We start from the raw sequence: 18,668 nt of genomic DNA, 5'->3' as shown, positions 1-18,668 counted from the left end.
ATTATCATCCGATAGATGTATTTCTCTCTCTCGAGAGAAGCCGTGTTTGCCCAAAATCAGGTGTCTCCGCGGTTTATCTCGGGGATTCATGCAATTCGGACCTTGCTTCTCGTCCAGCTTCTTCCGATTACCGAGCATTCGAAGCTCGGCGTTGCGCCTGGTAGGTGAATCCCAGACTCCGAATAGTCGGCCTTTCGTAATAGACATGAGTAGAGATAAAATTTATAAAAGAACAACGTTGACGTGTTAGCTCGGATATTTGTTCTGGGTAATTTCTTTGACTTGAAGGTTACGGATCTGGATGGCCCTCTGAAGTGGGCCAATGGGCCGTTTAGTTTGGCGTTCGGGGTCATTCCGCAGATCCTGGTCCGATTTTCGAATGGCTCGGCCGGCCATTCCCGAGAAACGAAAAGGAGACCCCAAAGCGTCTACACTCTGGGTAGAGCTTCGGGGCTATCTGCCGCTGCCGACGGCCGAGAGTACAAACTGAAGCGAATTGGCGCAGGACACCAAGAACAAATGGCCGTTGCAGTCTACGATCGGCTGAAGGCTTTGGGAGCTGCCCGGGAAATCATCGAATTCCTGGTATTGTGGTTCATCGGCAGTGTCAGGGCATCAAGAGAGTTTGGATTCGCGTCGACGGAGGTGGCGTTCAAACCGAGTGCTCGCGGAGCGAACGAGAAATTCGCCCCGAGGATCGACCCTCCCCGGTAATTCAACTCGATGTTGAACTGGTTCATCTGCCGGCCGTCCAACGGCTGGATGGGGCGGGCATTCGGGAGGAATCCCGCGCCGCCAGCGACCGCCTCATATTGCTGGAGTTGCTGATAGCTGAGCGTGATCGGGGTCGACAGGACGAGCCAGTTCACCGGTTGTGAGAGCGGCGGCGTCGTGAGCGAGCCCTGGTAAAACCAGCCCTCCAGGTTCGAAGGGAGCAATCCCGAGAAGTTGATCGGGGTGTTGATGGTGGTCGTCGAGTTCGGTTGGGTGAGATCCTTGCTGGCCGCGTCGAGCACCGTCTGCAGCGCGGGGTTGTAATTGCCGAGTTGCAAGAAGACGGCGACCACCGTCTCAGCCCCCGAGGCGCTCTGATTGACGAAGTGGAGCTCCATCGGAAAGGTGGAGCCGTTCACCTGGTTCTCCGAGGGGTCGTGGAGGTGGAATTGCGAGAGGGTGTAGGACTGACCATGGAGTGACATGGTGTCGAGCGTGGTCGAGGCGAACTGGGTCTGGATCTGAGCCCCATTGTTGACGATGGCCTTGGGGATCGCGTTCTGATAATTGATCGACAGATACTGGTTCAGGTCGATGGGCGATCCCTGGATATTGATCGGCGACTCGAACGGCTCGTCACCGGCAGGGGCGACGGTCGACCACCATGCCGGCCCGACCGGACCGTTGGCCGGGTCATTATTGCCCGTGTGGTAATTCCAACTGGAACTGTTGTAGGGTAATCCCGTCTTGGGATTGGTCGCATAGGAGCCAGTGGGTTCGACGTTCGAGAACGTCGGCGAGGTCTGGGTGAATCGCCTCGGCGAGACCGCATGCACGACGTACGGGCCATCGGCTCGGACACGGAATAGGTAATTACCCAAGGGCCCTGTACGCGTGGTTGCCACCACCTGATTCGACGCGGCGATCAACTCGACCGAGACCCTCCCCAAACCTCGCCCATTCGCATCATTTGAGATGTGGCCGGAAATGAATCCCATCGCCTCGCGGCCGCTCGCGGCGGTCATCCCGCTGCTGAGGACGAGCCTTGTCTCCAGGACCTCGACATTGAGGTTCACCCGGTTCTTAGGCGTCTTGTTCGCGCGTTCGGGCCTCGTGGAACGTTGCATGGAGATGCCGAGCTCCTCTGTTGAAGTCCAGTGCAATCGGTCAGGTCGAGTTATCGGGGATGCGTAGGATTCGCGGGGGGAAAGTGCGAACAAATTTGTGTATCTTACCCAAATTTCGGATTCTGTAAACATTCCAAAGATCATGAGAGATCTTTTTCATGTCGAATCTCGCCGCACGTTCGAGGAGAACTGTCCACGGGCCATCTCAGAACTCCTATGAGTTGATGGCCTGTGGCGCAGTGACACTCGATGGTGTCCTATGTCACTGCCGAATTGTCCCGGCAATACCGTGATGCGTAATCTTGCAAATATCTGGTTTGCCGATATGGATTGGGGTCGGACTCGGGGTAAGTGAGAAGGGACGACACTTGCAGTGGTACGGGCAGGCCCCGTGAAATCGGACCTGAGCGGGAGGGATTGGGATGGAGTGGGATGCTTGTTGCTATCTCGCTGAAGAGCGATCGGGGGCTTTCGTGGGCTTCGCGTTGATTGGCATGGTGTGCCACTTGAAGACACGCAACAACATCATGATGGAAGGGAAGAGGATCGCCGAGCCGGCGACGAGGGCGTAGAGGACGAACCTCAGCGTCGCGGTCGGGGCGGCACTATTCGCCAGGGATCGGTGGGGAGGGATCAGGTAAGGTGCCTGGGCCAGTGCGCATCCAAGGAGGATGAGCGTGACCTGCACCATCGCCCCGACTCTGGCGACCTGGAACCATCGCAGATAGAGCGAGAGCAAGGTGAGGATGGCAAAGGTCCCGGTCGCGAGACGAACCGGGAATCCCCAGGGAGAGGTATCCAGGCCCTGGTAGATCAGAGGGGCCTGCGATTTCGCCACCAGGTAGACGGCCAGGGCGACCGGCGCGAGCAGGATCCCCGAGGTCAGCGCCTTGCGGCGAAAGTCGGCCTGGACGGCCATGTCCTCGGTTTCCAGGGTCAAATAGACGGCCGCCAGGAATGAGAAGAGATTCAAGGCGAAGACGCCCACGACCCAGGGGAAGGGGCTGAGCCAGACCTGGCCGAAGAGGACCATCGCGCCCTTGTCGACCGCCTCGAGCTGGCCAGTGGCGATCGAGCCGATGACGACGCCCAGGAAGATGGGGGTCGTGACGCTCGGGACGGCGAAATACCCGCCCCAACGCTTGTGGGCCGTCGGCGCATTGTCATAGGCCCGGAACGTGAAGGCCGACCCGCGGAGCACGATTCCGATGAGCATCAGGGTCAACGGGACGTGCAGGTGGATCATGACGACGCTGAAGGCGGTCGGGAAGCCCGTGAAGAGCAAAACGATCACCAGGATCAGCCAGACGTGGTTGGCCTCCCAGACCGGGCCGATCGCCTTCGAAATCGTCTTGCGCTGGGCGTCGGCCCGGGGGCCTCGCGCGAGCAGGTCCCAGACGCCCGCGCCATAATCGGCGCCGCCGAAGAGCGCGTAGACGAGCAAGCCCCCGAGCATGGCCAGGGAGATCAGCAAGGCCTCGTCAGTGGTCGTGGGCATCGTATTCCAGGCTCGCGGGGTCGTTGAGGGCTTGGACCGAGGGGCTCGAGCGGAACTGATAGAGCAGCAGTTTCGCCACGATGACCCCCAGCGCGAGATACAAGCCGGCGAAGGCGATCAGCGAGATCCAGATCCCCCTGACCGGCGTGACGGCCTCCGATGTGCGCATCACCTGATGGACGATCCAGGGCTGCCGGCCGACCTCGGTGACGATCCAGCCGGCCTCGATGGCGATCATCCCCAGTGGGCTCGTCAGTGCGACGACCCTGAGGAAGAGCCTCCCGTCCGGAAGCTTCTTCTGACGCCAGGCGAGGAGTCCCGCCCAGAGTACGACGAGCATCATCACCGATCCGCATCCGACCATGACCTGGAACGCGGGATGGACCACGCGGACGTCCGGCTGGTCGTTGACGGAGTATTCATTGAGCCCCTTGACCTGGGCATCGAACCGGCCATAGGCGAGGAAGCTCAGGCCCCCGGGGATGTCGATCGAGTATCGCGTCACCCGCTCCTCCGGGAACGGGATCCCACCGATCCGGAGCGGGGCTCGGTTCTCGGTCTCGAATTGCCCCTCCATCGCGGCGAGCTTCACCGGCTGAGTCTTGGCGACCACCTTCGCCGCGTAGTCGCCGCTCAGCGGCTGGAGGACCGACGCGATGCCCCCGACGAACAGGGCGATCATCAGGGCGTGGCGATGGAAAGGGTTCGTGCGGTCGCGGAGCAGGGCCACCGCATGGACGCCGGCGACCAGGAGGCCGGTAGCCGCATAAGCGGCGAGCGTCATGTGAAGGGTTTCAGAGAGGGCCGACGGGGTGAACAGCGAGGCAATCGGGTCGATGTCGATCGGCTTACGCTGGGCATCGAGCTTGAACCCCTGTGGCGTATTCATCCAGGCGTTGGCCAGGACCACGAGCGCCCCCGACGCCGCTCCGCTGGCGGCGACAACGGTCCCGGCGAAGAGGTGCGTCAGGCGGCCGACCTTGTCCCAACCGTAGATGTAGATTCCGAGGAAGATAGCCTCGGTGAAGAAGGCGAACCCTTCGAGCGAGAAGGCCGGCCCGATGATCGCCCCGGCGAACTCCATGAACTTCGGCCAGAGCAGCCCGAGCTCGAAGGAAAGGACCGTCCCGGAGACGGCGCCGACCGCGAAGAGGATCGCCGCCCCGCGCGCCCAGCGCTGGGCGAGGATCCGGTAGACCGGATCCTTCGTCCTGAGCCAGAGGGCCTCGGCGATCACCATCAACAGCGGGAGGGCGATCCCGATCACGGCGAAGATGATGTGGAATCCGAGCGAGATGGCCATCTGCCAGCGAGCGGCCAAGAGATTCGACATTCCCGCCAACTCCTCGACCCGGCGAGGCCGGGTCTCATGGGGGGGAAGGACGGTCCGCCTGTTCCCGACCGGAGAGCGAAGGTAACTCGCAATCCGGTCGGCCTCGGGCGGTTGCCGGGCGGAACGAGAGCGAGGCCGACCGTCGGAGGTCGGCCGCGATCCGACGCACGCGGTCGGACCCTGGTTCGGCTCGTCCGCGAAGGATTGTCTCGGTTCAGATCAGTCTCAGAGGTTCACGATTCCCTGCGCCAGCTCGTCCTCCCAGGCGTCGAGGAGGGGCCAGTCGATGGCGCAGGTCCCAAAGTCGGACATATGGGTGTACGACTCGAGCCGGGTGATCGTCGCGTCGAGCAGGGCGTTGTCCTTGCGGAAGATCGGCCCGTGCGACGGCAGGAGGTACTTGGCGTCGCAAGCCTTGATCCGCTTGAGGCTCGCGATGAACTCGACGAGGTTCGATCCGTGGTGAGCGTCGATCACGCCGACGCACCCATCACGGAAGATGTTGTCGCCGGAGAAGAGGAGGTCGCCCATCCGGAACGAGAGCTGGCCCGCGGTGTGTCCGGGCGTGCTCCAGACCTCGAGCTTCTTGTCGCCGATCTCGATCACGTCCCCTTCGTTAATCTTGATGTCAACCTTGCACTTGGGCATGGGGATGTGGATGTTCTGGGCGTCGATCCTCGCATAGGTGAGGACCTCGTCCCCGTCCTCAAGTGGGGCCACGCTCTTGGGATGCGCGGCCACCTTACACTTGAGGACGTCGCGCGCCCGGGCCAGACCCTGGGTATGGTCGGCGTCCGCGTGGGTGGCCAGGATCATCTTGCAGGAGGAGAGGGGGTAGTTCATCTGGCGGATCAGCTCGAGCACGTCGGGCAGTTCGTCCAGGAAGCCGACGTCGATGAGCGCGTACTCCGATCCGCCATCAATGAGGTAGATGTTGACGCCCAGCCGACGCCGAGCCTGCACGTTCAGTTCGATCACACCAGGGAATATATAACGACGCTCGACCATTCCTCTCCAATGCTCCTGGCGTTCCCCTCCGGCCAGGACTTGACGTGGACGAGTGCTTGAAGGCTCGAATCCCGCGTAGTCGGTAGCGGCGGAGGTGTATGCTGCCAGATTGTACGAAGCCCTCATCCCGTCGACAACACCCAGGACCCTCGACCCTCGCCCATGCGAGTCGGCCTGCATCGACGCGCCTGGCTGCGACGTTTGGGGCCTTGCGTCGCACCCTGCTTCATGAAAGATAGAGACTGTGGAACCGATAGGGACCGGATGCGTCCAAGAGACTAGGTCCAGGTCGAGCTCGAATTCCCTGGCCGATTCTTGAAAGAGAAAGGTATTGTGACCGTTTTCGACGCGAGCCTTGTAGTGGTCCTGACAGGGCTTCCGGCTCGCGTTTTCGATACCTGACTGCATGCGATTGAGGTGGTTGGGTAACTTGACATGGGTGATTCCGCAGGGTAACTTGAATTAGGTTATGCTTGATGGAAGTCATACGGCTGTCGCGAGATGAGGAATTGTCACATCCGGCAATTTCCGACCCGGTCGTTGTCTACGTCACGCAAGCCCTTCCATGGGGCCTAGGGTACCCATCGAGGCCATTTCCTGGGCCCTCCGATGACCGGTCCCCGATTCTCGGCTGGGATACTCGCCTGAGTATCGTCGACCCAATCTTGAGACACGCGCACCTGACCTCACGACCGCGCCCTGGCCGAAGAGTATGGCCGAGTGCGCCGTTCGAGGGTCCAACGAGAGGTTGTCGAACATGTTCAGAGTGCTCGCCCCGAGGTTGCCACGGGGGTACTCGTGGGTGTGCCTTTCGATCGGGCTGATCGCGGCGCTGTCTCTCAATGCGCATTCGCAGGCGCCCGCCAAGAGCTCAGGTAGTACGAAGAAAGACGCCGCGGCCCCCAAGGAAAAGGAGGCTCCGGCTCCGAAGGACGCGGAGAAGTCCAAGGACGCGCCCCCCGCCGACGCTGAGAAGGCCGACGAGGACAAAGGGGAGACCGCCGCCAGCGAATCGACCAAAGAGCATGCCATCGAGGTCTTCAAAGATCCGAAGGCCGTCGAGGCGCTCTCAAAAAAATACCAGCCGCTTGCGGGGGTTACTCCCACGATCCAGGTGAGGAAGCTTGTCGCCGAGATGGCCGGTGGCGCTCCCATCAATCGCGACACCCTCTCCAAGTTCATCGCCGGCCTTGCCGCCGATCTAACAAATCCGTCCTACATCCGCGCCATCGTGGAGGATGGCAAGCCCGTCAGCCAGAGCGCCAAGGTCGGGATCCGCGACGCGGTCAGGTATCTCCTCGACCCCATCGACATCGCCAAGCGTGGGAATAATCAGGAGTTCCTCAACTCCTACAGCCAGGAACTGCTCAAGGTCCTGCCGCGAATCCTCGAGAATCACCCGATCTCCAGGCTCCAGGCCATCATCGTGCTCGGGCAGACGGGCAGCCCCGACGCGATCAACGTTTACACCCAGCAACTGAACGACAAGAACCAGTTGGTTTGGGTGAAGCTCTGGGCCGCACGCGGGATCACGAACATCGTCCAGACGGGTGCGGGCGGTAACCGGGTCGATGAGGTCCTGAGCGGCCGGGCGATCCCGGCGGCCAAGGCCCTGTCGAACTTCCTGAACCGCGAGGCGGAAATCCCTTGGCCGGTCCAGGTCCGAGCCCTCGAGGCGCTCGGTGCTCTGCGACTCGCGGCCGACCCGGCCGCCGCCGGCAAGGTGGAGATGGCCGACGCCGTCGTCCACCAACTCGCCAATCGCGAGGCTAAACCCGAAGTGCGTGCCCAGGCCGCCTGGTCGCTGGGAATGATGCGGCTTAATAGCGGCGTCGTCCAGTTCAACTATCCACTCGTGGCCTACTTCATTGGCGACGTGGCGGCGACGGTGGGCGAGAAGGTCGCGAACTCCTATGAAGAGAACATCACCCTCGCCCAGTACTGGACCTCGGTCCTCGTTTATCAGGTCTTCCCCGCTTTCTACGGCCAGGAAGGGGCGAGGGACTCGGGCCTGATGAAGATCCCCGCGGTCGCCCAGAACCGGGCCGTCAAGGAGATCGCCGAGCTCGTGAAGCCGCTCGTCAAGACCTCCGTCGACCTGATTAACTCCCCCAAGGGGACGCAGGCGCAGGTCGCCAAAGACCTGACGGAACGGGTTGGTCAGCTTCGGGCCTACCTCGAGAAGAATCCCCCCTCGAACACGTTCCTGGTCCCGCAAGGCACGCAGTACCCGGTCAAGGCCGACGTGGCCGGTGCTCAGGGCCAGCCCGCCAAGGTCGCCGCCGGTGCCGGTGCCCGATGAGCGAAGACGATTCGAGTTTGAATGTCCCACAAATCTCGATCCCGGACATTCGCGACTATGAGCGGATCAACGCAGAGCTGATCGAACTGCTCCACCAAGGTTGCCCCCGCGTCCGACTCGTCGGCGCGGAGGGCCAACGCTTTTTGGTCTCGGGCCTTCGCGGGAGCTGGAAGGCTCTCATCGAGGTCGAAGGCCGCGCCGGCCCCGAACTCGCGGCGGGCCTTGACGCCCCGGGGGTGACGGTTATCTGTCGCGGGGCGGCCGCCGATGGAGCCGGTCGCGGTTTGCGCGACGGACGGCTGCTCGTCTGCGGTGATGTCGGTGAAGGCCTCGGCTATGCGCAAGAAGGCGGAGTCATCATCACCAACCGCAATGCCGGGAATCGAGCCGGGCTCAACCAGAAGTCGGGCGTCCTGGTCGTTTTGGGACGGGTCGGTCGACTCGCCGGAGAGCGGCAGTCGGGCGGCCTTATCTTCGTTGACGGCTCGGGGCTTGGTCCACACGCGGGCCGAGGTCATCGAGGCGGGCGACTGGTGCGTCTCGGCTCGGCGAGTGATGCGACTCCGGGTGAACTCGAGACGCTCCGCGGCGCCGTCAGCGGTCTCGCCCCCTGGATCGACGACGCTGCATCGCTCCTCGCCGGTGGTCCCTCTGCCTCCTGAACCGGCTTCCGCGCTTTTCAGGACGTCCCCAGGTCGAGGACACTGTCGTGTTCGGATTGAGCGCGATACATCTATAATGTCGAGGCCATCGACCCGACGTTTCGGACGAATCACGAGGATCGTCGATGGAGACGGCGTGCGATTCGGGTCTCTTCGGAAGGATGGCTGGTGCATGGAGTCGGGGTCGAAGCGAAGGCGTACTCCCTTGATGGGACGCATCGGACGGTCACTGGCCGCCGGAGTGCTCCTCGCTCTGGGGGCCGGTTGCGGCGAGGAGTTGGGCCCCGTTTCCTTCAAGACGACACGGGTTCGAGGAGTGGTCTCCGTCGGGGGCGAGCCTGTGAAGGGGGGATTCATCGAGGTCACCCCGATCCTGGGCACCGTCGGCAACCTACGGACGGCGCCGATCGGCCCTGATGGGCGGTTCGACATCGACCGGGTGCCCGTCGGTAAGAACGCCATAGGGATCATGTATGCCCCGATCGCCCCACGCCTCCTGAGCACGTTCCACCCGCTCGGTACGCCCATCCACCGCACCATCCGCGACGGGGAAAGCGCCGAGCTCAAACTCGATCTCCTCACCGAAATGCTCCGGGATCGTCGCTCGCAGGGAGAAGGCTCTTGAGATCTTACGAGGGGGGAACGGACGCCGAGCCCACGAAGATCAGTCGGCCGAGGTCGGGCACCCGGGCCGCGGATGATCAGAGCATCCGCATCAAGTCGCTCTTTCGCGATGGCCAGGGGAACATCCATCTCGATTGGCCGAAGGAGAAGCTCGAAGAGGCCCTGAAGGACGAGAAGGGGACTCTCTGGGTCGACCTGTTCGAAGACGATCCCGAGTGCTTCGGCAATATCGAGAAACTGCTGCGCGACGTCTTCAAGTTCCACCCCCTGGCCATCGAAGACGCGCTCTGCGAGACCCACATCACCAAGCTCGACGATTGGGGCGAGTATCTCTACCTCGTCTTCCACACCCTCGAGTTTGACGAGGACACCGACTTCCTCAGGGTCCACGAACTCGACGTCTTCCTCGGCAAGAACTACGTGGTGACCTTCCACAACACCCCAATCCCTTCGTTGCAGCAACTGCACAAGAATATCGAGCGCGAGCCGAATAGCCGACTCAGGAATGGGGCCGACTACGTCCTCTACCACATCCTCGACACGATCGTGGCCGACTACCTCCCGGTGATCGAGCATCTCGACGAGGCGATCGACGCGGCGCAGGACGAAGTTTTCCGGAAGCCGACGCGCGAGACCTTGCAATCGATCTTCCGAGTTAAACGCTCCGCCCTCCGGTTCCATCGCCTCCTCGCCCCCGTGCGCGAGGTGCTCAACCGCCTGGCTCGCGACGAGTATGACCCGATCCAGCAGGATCACCGGGTCTTCTTCCGCGACGTGTATGACCACATCGTCCGAGTTCAGGACATCGCGGAGACCCTCCGCGACCTCATCGCCGGGGCGCTTGATACGTACCTGTCGGCGATCTCGAACCGCACGAACGACATCATGAAGGCGATGACCCTCGCCACCGTGATGTTCCTGCCCATGTCCTTCCTCACCAGTTTCTTCGGCATGAACTTCTTCGGCGACAATCTCGTCTTTCAGACCCCATTGCCGAGATTCTTCCTCTTCTTCGGATCTTGCCTGATCATGCTATCGACCCCAATCGGCATGTATCTCTGGGCGAAGCATCGTCGCTGGTTTTAATCCTCGAGACTTCCAGCCCACAGCGGCTAGAATTGCGTAGAGGAATTATGTTCATCGCCAATCAAGCTGCGGCGTGAACGAAAGTGATCAAGTCGGGTCAAACCGGCTCAGGTGATCGGCGAAACCTGGCTCCAGGCTTGGACGGTCGAAGGTCGATACGAGTGAGGAGCCTTCGGCCGTTCCGAACGGGCGATCCTTGCCGCGTCGGGTATGCTTTTGGGGTCGTGGGATATGAGCACGCACTGGCGATTACTGCCCCATGACCGGGAGATGATCCAGGCCTTGAGCCGCGCGGCGAAGGTCTCGCCGCTGATCGCCCAGATCCTGCTCAACCGCGGGCTCACCGAGCCGCAACTCGTCTCCGAGTTCCTCGGGGCCAAGCTGACCCAACTCCACGACCCCGAGACCCTCCCGGGCGTCGCCGAGGCCGCCGATCGCGTGGTCCGGGCCGTCATGGCGGGTAAGAAGATCGTCATCTACGGCGACTATGACGTTGATGGGGTCTGCGCGACGAGCATTCTCTGGCTCTGCCTTCGCCTGGCAGGGGCCGAGAACGTCGACTACTACATCCCGCATCGCGTCGACGAAGGCTATGGCGTCAATGGCGAAGCCATCCGAAGACTCCGCGACGAGCAAGGGGCCGAGTTAATCGTGACCGTCGATTGCGGCATCTCCGCCATCGAGGAGGCCCGGCTCGCCCGCTCGCTCGGGATCGAGTTCATCGTGACCGACCACCACACGATCGGTCCCGAGATCCCCGACGCCGACGTGGTGGTTCACCCTCGCTTGCCCGGGAGCCAGTATCCATTCGGCGAGCTTTGTGGCGCGGGGGTTGCATTCAAACTCGCCTGGCAGATTTGCAAGAGTTTCGGCGACGGGAAGAAGGCGTCGCCCCACTTGCGAGACTACCTCGTGCGTTCGATGGGACTTGTCGCCCTCGCGACGATTGCCGACGTCGTCCCCCTCGAAGGGGAGAATCGGATCCTCGTGCGGTCAGGCCTGGCCGGGATGTTCCAGGACCCGCCCGTCGGCCTCCGCGCGCTGATGAAGGTCTCGGGCTGCCTGGACAAGAAAAAGTTGACCACCGGATCCGTAGGCTTCGGCATGGCCCCCCGGATCAACGCTGCGGGCAGGCTCGAGCGTGCGATGAAGGCCGTCGAGATGCTGACGACCGATGACTCGCTGCTCGCCCAGACGATCGCCGCCGAACTCGATCAGTTCAACAAGAAACGGCAGGAACTCGAGCAGACGATGGTCTCCGAGGCCCACGCCATGGTCGCGGAGCAAGGGGGGGTGAGCGGTCGTGGGGCCATCGTACTTGGTAAGGAGGGGTGGCATCCAGGCGTGATCGGCATCGTCGCCAGTCGCCTTGCCGACGTATATCACCGGCCTACAATCGTCATCGCGCTCGATGCCGAGATGGGGCAGGGTTCGGGCCGCTCTATCCCGGGCGTGAACCTGTACGAGGCCATCAGCGCGTGCTCGGAAGGGTTGCTCGGCTTCGGCGGCCACTCGGCCGCGGCGGGGCTGAAGATCCCCAGGGCCCACTTCGAGGCCTTCGCCACCCTGTTCGAGCAGCATTGCCGCGAGACCGTCGAGCCCGAGCGGTTCCATCGCATCCTCAAGGTGGATGCCGAAGTTCCCCTAGGCGTACTGACGACCCGGGTCGTCGAGGAGATCGAGTCGCTCGAGCCCCACGGCATGGGCAACCCCAAGCCGCTTCTGATCGCCAGCGACGTCCGCGTGGTGGGCGATCCCCGGGCGGTCGGGGAGAGGAAGAACCACCTCCAATTCAAGGTCTCGCAAGGTGGGACCATCGTCAAGGCGATCGCCTGGAACTTGGCCGAGCGGGCGAAATCCCTGAAGTCTGGCAGCGTCTGCTCGCTGGCCTTCCACGTCTCGATCAACGAATGGAATGGTCGTCGCGAAGTGCAACTTGAGATCAAAGACTTCCAATTCGATGAGGGGCGAGAACATGCGCGTCCCCAATCCGCCTGATGCCGTACCGGGCGCGGAGATCATCCGCCAACTCCAGAGGCACGGGATTCAGGACGCTCGCCTGCTCCAGGTGATGTCGTCCATCTCGAGGGCCCAATTGCTCCCCCCGGAGACGAGAGATCAGGCCCTGATCGATGGGGCCGTTCCGATCGGTTGCGAGCAGACCATGAGCCAGCCGGTCGTCGTCGCGGCGATGACCCAAGCTCTCAGACTCCGGGGTGCGGAACGCGTCCTCGAGATCGGCACGGGGAGCGGCTATCAGACGGCCGTGCTCAGCCGGCTCGCCGCCGAAGTCTTCACCGTTGAACGCCTGCCGACGCTCTCGCTACGGGCCCGAGGGATCCTCGACGGCAACGGATCCGAGAACATCCACTACCGGATCGGCGACGGGACGCTGGGATGGCCCGAGGAGGCTCCCTTCGACCGGATCATCGTCACGGCAGGCGCCCCGACATTCCCGACCGAGCTGTTTCGTCAGCTCATCGAGAACGGCATCCTCGTTGTCCCGATCGGCGATGATGAAGGGCAGCAGCTTACCGTTGTTAGGAAGTCGAACGGGGAGCCGATCTCCGAAGAGATCATGGCCTGCCGTTTCGTGAAGCTGATTGGCCAGGAAGGGTGGTTTGCCTGTTGAGGCGGAGTCCCGATACGGACGACAGCCGGGGTCGATAGGGGCTGTGTGCCTCCTACCGACCCAAGTTGTTCATCGACGGGCCTTGGTGCGGGTGGCCTTCGACTTGGGAGTGCTCGACTTGGGGGCGGCGGGCTCCTCGCCCGTGTCGACCTTCGAGAGGATCAGCTTGCCGCTGTCCGGCACGATCTTGTAGTCGAAATACTTGTTGAAGCTACCGCCGAGGAGCGGGGAGATTTCCTTCTTCGAGGGGGGCATCACCGCGCATTCGACATCCTTGATCGTGAACTTGCCGACGCGAACCGAGGGGATTGTCATCTTCTTCGCCTCGACGATCGACCCGTCGGCGATCTGGCATTCGATGGTGGGGTCGGATTCACTCGGTTTGAGGCCGATCTTGCTCGCGAGGTCGCTCGAGAGGACGGTCAGGCCGGCCCCGGTGTCGAAGACCATCGGCTCGGTGACCTTGCCGTTCATGGTGACGTCGAGCCAGAAGACGCCGTTGTCGCGTCTCATGGTCACGCTCTCGGTCAGGACCGAGGCCTCGATCTTCTCCACGAGCTTAACGTTGCTGAGGAAGGTCTTGGACGGCCCAAGGGCGATCTTGGCCTTCGTCTTCGTGTTCAGGGCGGCGAGGGTGTCCTTGACCTCGGCGTCCTCGGCCAGTTCCTTGTACTTGTTCTGGGCCTCGTCGATGCGTTGACGCAGGTCGATGACGGCCTGGACGAAGGCCTCGCGGCGCTGGGCGGCCTTGACGTTGGACTCATCCTTGACCTTCGAGTCGTTCTCCTCGTCGTGGATCAGCCGCATGCGATCGTTGATGTCGTTGAGCATCGTCACGATCTGGTTGTGCTCGGCGACAGTCGACGTCTGGCCGAGCTGCTGATTCAGGAGGGTCCGGCGCTGGATCATTTCCTTGAAGAGGTACTTATTTTCTTCGGCTTCCTGGGCCAGGGCCCGCTGCTGCTGGACGGCCAGGGTGAGTTGCTTGTAGAGGGCGCGGGCCTCGTTGAGTTCTTTCTGGATCGTGGCCTCTTCGGTCAGGACGTAGTTGGTCCCGACTCGCTTGAGCCCTTTCGATAGCAAGGCGGAATCGGCGGGGGCGTCCGCGCCCAGGGTCGGAGCGCCGGGCAGTAGGAGAAGCGGCAGGATCGCCAGGCTTAGTTTTAAGAGTAAGCGCGGAGTCATCGTTATCGTACCCTCGGGAGGATCGAGGTCGGGGGGACGGTGCCTCTGCCATTTCGCGGCCATCGCGAGGCGCAAAGGAGCAGCGATGAGCGTCGACTTCGAGAGTCTAGCATACAGTCCCCATGCCCCCGCATGCAATCACCTTTCGATGTCCACCTGGCTCAGAGTCTCCTTCTGTAGGGAAAGCAGGTCTCCCTAAATGGCTCAGGTATCCGGGGCGATGCAATCCTCCCGGATACCCTGATTAGCCACATCGGGGTCGCATGAATCCTGCTCCAATAGCCCATCAATGGAGCCTGGGGTCCGTGGCGGCGATGATGGCGCTGACGGCCTGCTGGTTGAAGCCCTTGTAGCCCTCTCGGCGTTGCAGGTTTTCGAGGTGACTGCCCAGGGTCCCGTCCCGGAGGAACTTGGCGTGCTGTTCGGCGTCGATCCAGCCGAGGTCGAGGCAACGGTCGGCGCGAAGCTTGGCGACCGACCAGCGTTCGCCGGCGGTGAATGCCTGGCGCAGGAATGGGAAGTCGGAGAAAGGCTTCATGACCTCGATGCCCGCCTCCGATTTGAGGGAGTCGCGGAGGGCATCGAAGTCGAATTGGGCTTCGAGGTGGTGCATACCCGCCTCGAGGATCGATTCACCATGGAGCGCGACCCAGAGCCCGACCGTGTTGGGTCGGGGCAGGTCGGGCAGGGGATTGTGGGCGAAATCCTGCGAGGCCTCGTCGGGGGCGAGGTCGAGGTCGGCGAAGATCACGACGCCCGTCGTCGGATGCTCGAGCACCTGCGCACCCCAGCCGGCATGGGCCCCGGCGTGGAAACTCTCGCGGAGGAAGAAGCCGAGTTGCTCGAACATCCCGATCAGGCGCGGGAAGTTCTTCCGCGAGGAGCGGAAGGTGTGGTGATCGTGGTTCCCCCAGCCCAGCCCGAGCCGGTCCTGCCGGGCTTTCTGAACCTGTGCGGCGCGGTTCCGCGACTGCCAGTAGTCGCGTTCGACTTCGAAGACGAGGTGGCAGGCCAGGTCGGGCGAGCCGGCGAGTTCGATGACGCGGGCCAGCGTCTCCTCAGTCGCATCGAACCCTTCCTCGTCGGTTTCGAACCGGCGCCGCCGGGCCTGCCAGAGTTCGCGGGCGGCGATGGTGTCGCGCGCCGCGTGTGGCCTCATCCGGCCTTCGCGGGCTAGCTCGCCCGGGAACGGCTCGAAGCCCGTGTATCCTCGGCGTTCGACGACGATGAGGTCCGTTGCTTCTCCCCGGATCCGCCCCGAGCGATAGGGGCCGAGGGCATATCCCTTGATGTCGAGGCCGAGGTCGTGGGCCTGCGAGAAGGAGGCGACCGACTCCACCTTGATGCCGATCTCGCGGACGTCGGCGCCTCCGGCCGCACTCGCGAGGAGGATGGGGGGGAAGATCCCCCCCTTGTGGATGTAGGTCGGGTCGCCGTCAGCCACGAGCGGCTGCCGGCGCTCGTAGCCGAATTCCTCGAGCTGGGCCTCGAGCCCACTCCGTCGACTCAGCACGAGGTGGTCGACCCAGTCCTTGAATCGGGTGCTCGTCTCGACCTGCATCCGACGCGCGAGGTTGGCTGCGAACGCGTTACCCTTCAGCCCGCCCTCGATCAGATCATCGACGAAGCGTTCCGTCTCGGGCCAACGCCTCCAGTTGAATTGCGAGACCTTATCGTCAAGCGTCGAGACCGACATGACCCACTCTCCGCAAGCGTTGATAATGGACGGAACGCCGACGAGGGAATCCCTCAAGGCTCGAGCTTTAATTCTACCCGAGCCATACCGAGCGCAAGGAAGGCTGGACGGCCCGCGGAGGAAAGCTCCGGGGCCATCCAACGACCGATCCCATACCGCTTGCACTCAAGCCCCAGGCGCGACGGGAGCATGGGCGCAAGCGGCGGTGAGAGCCGCTTCGAACAGGCCGAGGCCGATCATCACCTGACGCTTCGTCAGGCAGAGCGGCGGGGAGAACCGCACGGTGCTCGGCCCGCAGGGGAGGAGCAGCAGGCCCAGCCTGAAGGCCTCCTCGATGACCTGGTTTCGTAGATCCGGATCGGGGGCCCCGTCGCTCTGAATCTCGGCGCCGATCATCAGGCCCAGGCCTCGGACCTCGCGGATCGCGGGGTGCCCGGAGGCGATCGCCTCGAGCCCTTCGCGCAGTTGTTGTCCGCGCCTCACGGCGTTGGCGCGATAACGGCGCTCGACGAGGTCGAGTGTCGCGAGTGCGGCGGCGCAGGCGACGGGATTCCCGCCGAAGGTCGAGGCGTGGCTGCCGCTGGGCCAGTCCATGACCTCGGCCTTGGCGATGATCGCCCCGAGGGGCAGGCCGTTGGCAATCCCCTTGGCCAGGCAGACGATGTCGCCGGCCACGCCCCAATGCTCCGATGCGAACATCTTGCCGGTTCGGCCGATGCCCGACTGGACCTCGTCGAGGACCAGCAAGATCCCGTGCTCATCGCAGAGCTGACGCAAGCCTGGCAGGAAGTCCTTGGGAGGGACGAGATAGCCCCCTTCACCCTGGATCGGCTCGACGAAGATCGCCGCCAACTCCTCGGCCGGGCAGATCGTGCGGAGCAGGGCCTTCACGCTCTCCAAATCGCCAAACCGAGCGTGGTGGATTTCCGGCACGAGGGGCGCGAAGCCCCTGCGCTGCAAGGGCTTGGAGCCGCTCAAGGACATCGCGCCGTAGGTCCGGCCGTGGAAGGCGTTGAGGAACGCCATCGCCCGGAGGCGTCCCGTGTGCCGACGCGCGAGCTTCAGGGCGGCCTCGATGGCCTCGGCACCGCTGTTGGTGAAGAAGACCCGCTTCGGCCCGTCGCCTGGTGCGATCTTCGCCAGGCGCTCGGCGAGGCGGACCTGCGGCGTATAGTAGAAGTCCGTGCCCGACATGTGGACCAGCCGACCGGCCTGCTTACGAATCGCCTCGGTGACTTTGGGGTGGCAATGTCCGGCGTTGGTCACGGCGATGCCGGCGGTGAGGTCGAGGAAGCGGTTGCCGTCCAGATCCTCGATCATGGCCCCCCTGGCACGCTTCACCACCAGGGGATAGGCGCGCGTGTACGAGGGGGACATCACCCTGTGATCCCGTTCCAACCATTCAGAGGCGTGCGGCCCGGGGAGCGGGCCGAGGATCTTCGGTTCGTCGCGGTGAAGGGGGGTCATGTGCGAGCCCTCCATCATTGAGGTTGAAATGGGAGTCTGGCTGTTTCTCCGACGTCGTCGTCTCCTCTCTTAATATTCTTACGTAGATACCAAATTTCGGGTTCGCGTGACCATCCCTGAATTCTTTCGAATCACGATGAATCAGGCAGCCGTCATACGAATGCAATTGCACCTGCTTCCGCGTAAGTCGTTGCGGCCGTAGCCGCAACCGGGGCGGGCGCCTGACCCTTGGTCGCTCGGCTCGGACCTACTCTAATAGGAGTCTATGATGATCCGTACGGTTGTCGTGGGTTACGGGCTGGCCGGCAGGGCATTTCATTGCCCCTTGATCGCACGGCAGGCGGATCTAAAACTCGCCGGGATTGTCGCCCGTGACCCGCAGGTCCGCGCGTCGGCCGAGGCCGATTGGAACGTCCGAGGATATGCCGACATCGCCGAGGCCCTATCAGACGACTCGGTCCAGCTCGTGGTGATCGCGACCCCCCACGACACCCACGCCGACCTCGCGGTGCGGACGCTCGAGGCCGGCAAGGATTGTGTCGTCGACAAGGTGATGGCACTCGGGACCGAAGCGGCCGACCGGATGATCGCCGCCCGGGACGCCTCGGGCAAGATGCTCTCCGTCTTCCACAACAGGCGCTGGGATTGGGACTACCTGACGCTCCGGGACGTGTTGGCTCGAGGTGCGATCGGGCGTGCGATGGTGGTCGAGAGCTCGGTCTGCCGGTACGCGCCGCCGAGGACCTGGCGAGGCCAAGCAGCCTCGGCAGGGAGCATCCTCCACGACTGGGGCGCGCATCTGGTCGACCAGGCGCTCATGCTCGGATTCGGACCCTGTCGACGGCTCAAGGCCTGGCTGACCCCGGCGCTCTGGCCGGGGGTCGACACCGGGGGCCATGGCCAGATCGTCATGGAGTTCGACGAGGTCGTCTTCCGAATCGAGACCAGCCGCATCGCCCGTGCGACCCATCCACGCTGGTGGGTGCTGGGCAGCCGCGGCGGCTTCCAAAAAGATGGCATCGACCCCCAGGAGGACGCCCTGCGCACGGGCGACATCGACCGGGCGTCCGAGCCGTCCGAACACCAGGCTGTGGTGAATGCCGAGGACGAGCAGGGGAACTCACGCGAGAGTCGGATCGATACGGTCCGAGGCCATTGGGATGGCTATTATGCCAACATCGCCGAGCATCTGCTCGAACGTGTCCCGCTGATCGTGACGGCCGAGCAAGGGCGAGAGGTCGTGCGCGTGCTAGAGGCGGCGGATCACTCCGCCGCGAATCGAGTCGTGGTTGAGGGGCCTTGGGGTTGAACCCCGACCTCGCCCAGGGAGGCCT

The 18,668-nt window shown here is 63.2% G+C and carries 14 protein-coding genes; 7 read left to right on the top strand and 7 right to left on the bottom strand.

Features of this window, described 5'->3' with window-relative positions:
• Positions 1 to 533: 533 nt before the first annotated feature.
• From ACOYYX_RS17685 to ACOYYX_RS17670, 4 genes are all read right to left on the bottom strand, one after another.
• Positions 534 to 1,841 (bottom strand): carbonic anhydrase family protein, encoded by a 1,308-nt coding sequence (locus ACOYYX_RS17685; protein WP_422931235.1) that lies wholly within the window; start codon positions 1,839 to 1,841, stop codon positions 534 to 536.
• Positions 1,842 to 2,283: 442 nt separating this feature from the next.
• Complete coding sequence (locus tag ACOYYX_RS17680) at positions 2,284 to 3,339, bottom strand: cytochrome d ubiquinol oxidase subunit II (protein WP_422931234.1); 1,056 nt, start codon at positions 3,337 to 3,339, stop codon at positions 2,284 to 2,286.
• Positions 3,323 to 4,672: a cytochrome ubiquinol oxidase subunit I gene (locus ACOYYX_RS17675; RefSeq protein ID WP_422931233.1), complete on the bottom strand. Its 1,350-nt coding sequence runs from the start codon at positions 4,670 to 4,672 to the stop codon at positions 3,323 to 3,325. The genes ACOYYX_RS17680 and ACOYYX_RS17675 overlap by 17 nt, the downstream gene beginning before the upstream one ends.
• Before the next feature lie 225 nt (positions 4,673 to 4,897).
• Entirely contained in the window at positions 4,898 to 5,680 is a 783-nt protein-coding gene (locus tag ACOYYX_RS17670; protein ID WP_422931232.1) for an MBL fold metallo-hydrolase, read from the bottom strand.
• Between the two features lie 802 nt (positions 5,681 to 6,482).
• Here ACOYYX_RS17670 and ACOYYX_RS17665 point away from each other — a divergent pair.
• The 6 genes from ACOYYX_RS17665 (at position 6,483) to ACOYYX_RS17640 (ending at position 12,986) form a co-directional block, all read left to right on the top strand.
• Positions 6,483 to 7,982 carry a HEAT repeat domain-containing protein gene (locus ACOYYX_RS17665; protein ID WP_422931231.1) on the top strand — a complete coding sequence of 500 codons (1,500 nt, stop codon included), beginning with the start codon at positions 6,483 to 6,485 and terminating at the stop codon, positions 7,980 to 7,982.
• 17 nt (positions 7,983 to 7,999) lie between these two features.
• Positions 8,000 to 8,644: a glutamate synthase gene (locus tag ACOYYX_RS17660; protein WP_422931230.1), complete on the top strand. Its 645-nt coding sequence runs from the start codon at positions 8,000 to 8,002 to the stop codon at positions 8,642 to 8,644.
• A 208-nt stretch (positions 8,645 to 8,852) separates the two neighbouring features.
• Positions 8,853 to 9,269 carry a hypothetical protein gene (locus ACOYYX_RS17655; RefSeq protein WP_422931229.1) on the top strand — a complete coding sequence of 139 codons (417 nt, stop codon included), beginning with the start codon at positions 8,853 to 8,855 and terminating at the stop codon, positions 9,267 to 9,269.
• The gene (gene corA, locus ACOYYX_RS17650; protein WP_422931228.1) at positions 9,266 to 10,354 is read left to right on the top strand and encodes a magnesium/cobalt transporter CorA; all 1,089 of its coding nucleotides are present in this window, start codon (positions 9,266 to 9,268) and stop codon (positions 10,352 to 10,354) included. Before ACOYYX_RS17655 ends, corA begins: the two co-directional genes overlap by 4 nt.
• A 231-nt stretch (positions 10,355 to 10,585) precedes the next feature.
• Positions 10,586 to 12,352, top strand: a complete 1,767-nt coding sequence (recJ, locus tag ACOYYX_RS17645) for a single-stranded-DNA-specific exonuclease RecJ (protein ID WP_422931227.1) — start codon at positions 10,586 to 10,588, stop codon at positions 12,350 to 12,352.
• Positions 12,330 to 12,986 (top strand): protein-L-isoaspartate(D-aspartate) O-methyltransferase, encoded by a 657-nt coding sequence (locus ACOYYX_RS17640; protein WP_422931226.1) that lies wholly within the window; start codon positions 12,330 to 12,332, stop codon positions 12,984 to 12,986. Before recJ ends, ACOYYX_RS17640 begins: the two co-directional genes overlap by 23 nt.
• Positions 12,987 to 13,055: 69 nt before the next feature.
• Here the strand turns inward: ACOYYX_RS17640 and ACOYYX_RS17635 are convergent, their stop codons facing one another.
• The 3 genes from ACOYYX_RS17635 to ACOYYX_RS17625 form a co-directional block, all read right to left on the bottom strand.
• Positions 13,056 to 14,171: a TIGR02281 family clan AA aspartic protease gene (locus tag ACOYYX_RS17635; RefSeq protein WP_422931225.1), complete on the bottom strand. Its 1,116-nt coding sequence runs from the start codon at positions 14,169 to 14,171 to the stop codon at positions 13,056 to 13,058.
• A gap of 286 nt (positions 14,172 to 14,457) precedes the next feature.
• Positions 14,458 to 15,867: a hypothetical protein gene (locus ACOYYX_RS17630; protein ID WP_422931224.1), complete on the bottom strand. Its 1,410-nt coding sequence runs from the start codon at positions 15,865 to 15,867 to the stop codon at positions 14,458 to 14,460.
• 165 nt (positions 15,868 to 16,032) lie between these two features.
• Positions 16,033 to 17,334: an acetyl ornithine aminotransferase family protein gene (locus ACOYYX_RS17625; protein ID WP_422931223.1), complete on the bottom strand. Its 1,302-nt coding sequence runs from the start codon at positions 17,332 to 17,334 to the stop codon at positions 16,033 to 16,035.
• 268 nt (positions 17,335 to 17,602) lie between these two features.
• Here ACOYYX_RS17625 and ACOYYX_RS17620 point away from each other — a divergent pair, with 268 nt between their 5' ends.
• Entirely contained in the window at positions 17,603 to 18,643 is a 1,041-nt protein-coding gene (locus ACOYYX_RS17620) for a Gfo/Idh/MocA family oxidoreductase (protein ID WP_422931222.1), read from the top strand.
• The last annotated feature ends 25 nt before the right edge of the window (positions 18,644 to 18,668 follow it).

The sequence above is a fragment of the Singulisphaera chitinilytica genome, from assembly GCF_049331405.1.
Lineage (GTDB): Bacteria > Planctomycetota > Planctomycetia > Isosphaerales > Isosphaeraceae > PoT.
This window is presented reverse-complemented; position numbering and strand designations above follow the sequence as displayed.